The sequence below is a fragment of the Salifodinibacter halophilus genome, assembly GCA_012999515.1.
In the GTDB taxonomy this organism is placed as follows: domain Bacteria; phylum Pseudomonadota; class Gammaproteobacteria; order Nevskiales; family Salinisphaeraceae; genus Salifodinibacter; species Salifodinibacter halophilus.
Genome location: JABEEB010000370.1, coordinates 1 through 261, shown reverse-complemented (window position 1 = coordinate 261; position 261 = coordinate 1). Strand labels below are relative to the sequence as shown.

1 protein-coding gene is annotated in these 261 nt (G+C 76.6%); it reads right to left on the bottom strand.

Translation table 11 applies throughout. The annotated features are described in order from the left end of the window. The coding region (locus HKX41_12070; protein NNC24871.1) for a cytochrome c at positions 1-169 on the bottom strand (169 nt) is incomplete at its 3' end. Between the last annotated feature and the right edge of the window lie 92 nt (positions 170-261).

Genomic DNA, 261 nt, shown 5'->3' with positions numbered 1-261 from the left:
CGAGCGCGAGCTCGCTCGGGCCGGCGCCCGGGCTGAGATGGCAGCCCGCGCACATCGCCGCATAGTTGCCGGCGCCGCGACGCACGCGCTCGGCGTCGTCGAGGTTCGCCGGCACCGTCAGCGCCTGCGCGCGCACCGCGATCGAGCGTTCGCGCGCGTACTCGAGCACGGCGTACACCGGCCGCGGGCGCGATCGGCGCGGCGGCGCTGTGGTCCGGAGTCTATGACGTCGGCGCCGATGCGCCGCATACGCGGCCGGTG